General features: G+C 63.1%; 1 protein-coding gene. It reads right to left on the minus strand.

The annotated features are described in order from the left end of the window. The coding region (locus VE26_RS16870; RefSeq protein WP_046106518.1) for an amino acid kinase family protein at positions 1–436 on the minus strand (436 nt) is incomplete at both ends.

Here is a 436-nt window from a genome sequence, read left to right on the forward strand (position 1 = left end):
GATAGGAGCATGCGGTGGGCGGTTGGCACCGGGGTGCGTCATCGTATTCTCGACATAAAGGTCATCGACGTATGTGAGCTCCGGCGCCGTTGCGCATGCCAGTGTGAATGTACGCAAACTGGGCGCCGCATCGGTGGTGCAAGAGGGATTGCCTGTGACGCCGCGCAGAACGACCACAAACCCCGCTTCGAGGGCCAGCTTGGCGTCGCGCGCGGTGATCGGGTCTGCCACCGATGGCATTGTCGCGGCGCTGAACGGCTTGGACGTGATGCCCTGGCGCGAAATCGCGTTGCTCAGGGCTAGAGCATTGATCATGGTGCCAAGCATGCCAATGAGATCTGCAGTGACCCGATCGGTGCCAGCGGCAGCGCCTGCCATGCCGCGAAAGATATTGCCGCCGCCGACGACAATGGCGACCTGTGTGCCGCCTCTCGCC

The sequence above is a fragment of the Devosia chinhatensis genome, assembly GCF_000969445.1.
Taxonomy (GTDB): Bacteria; Pseudomonadota; Alphaproteobacteria; order Rhizobiales; family Devosiaceae; genus Devosia; species Devosia chinhatensis.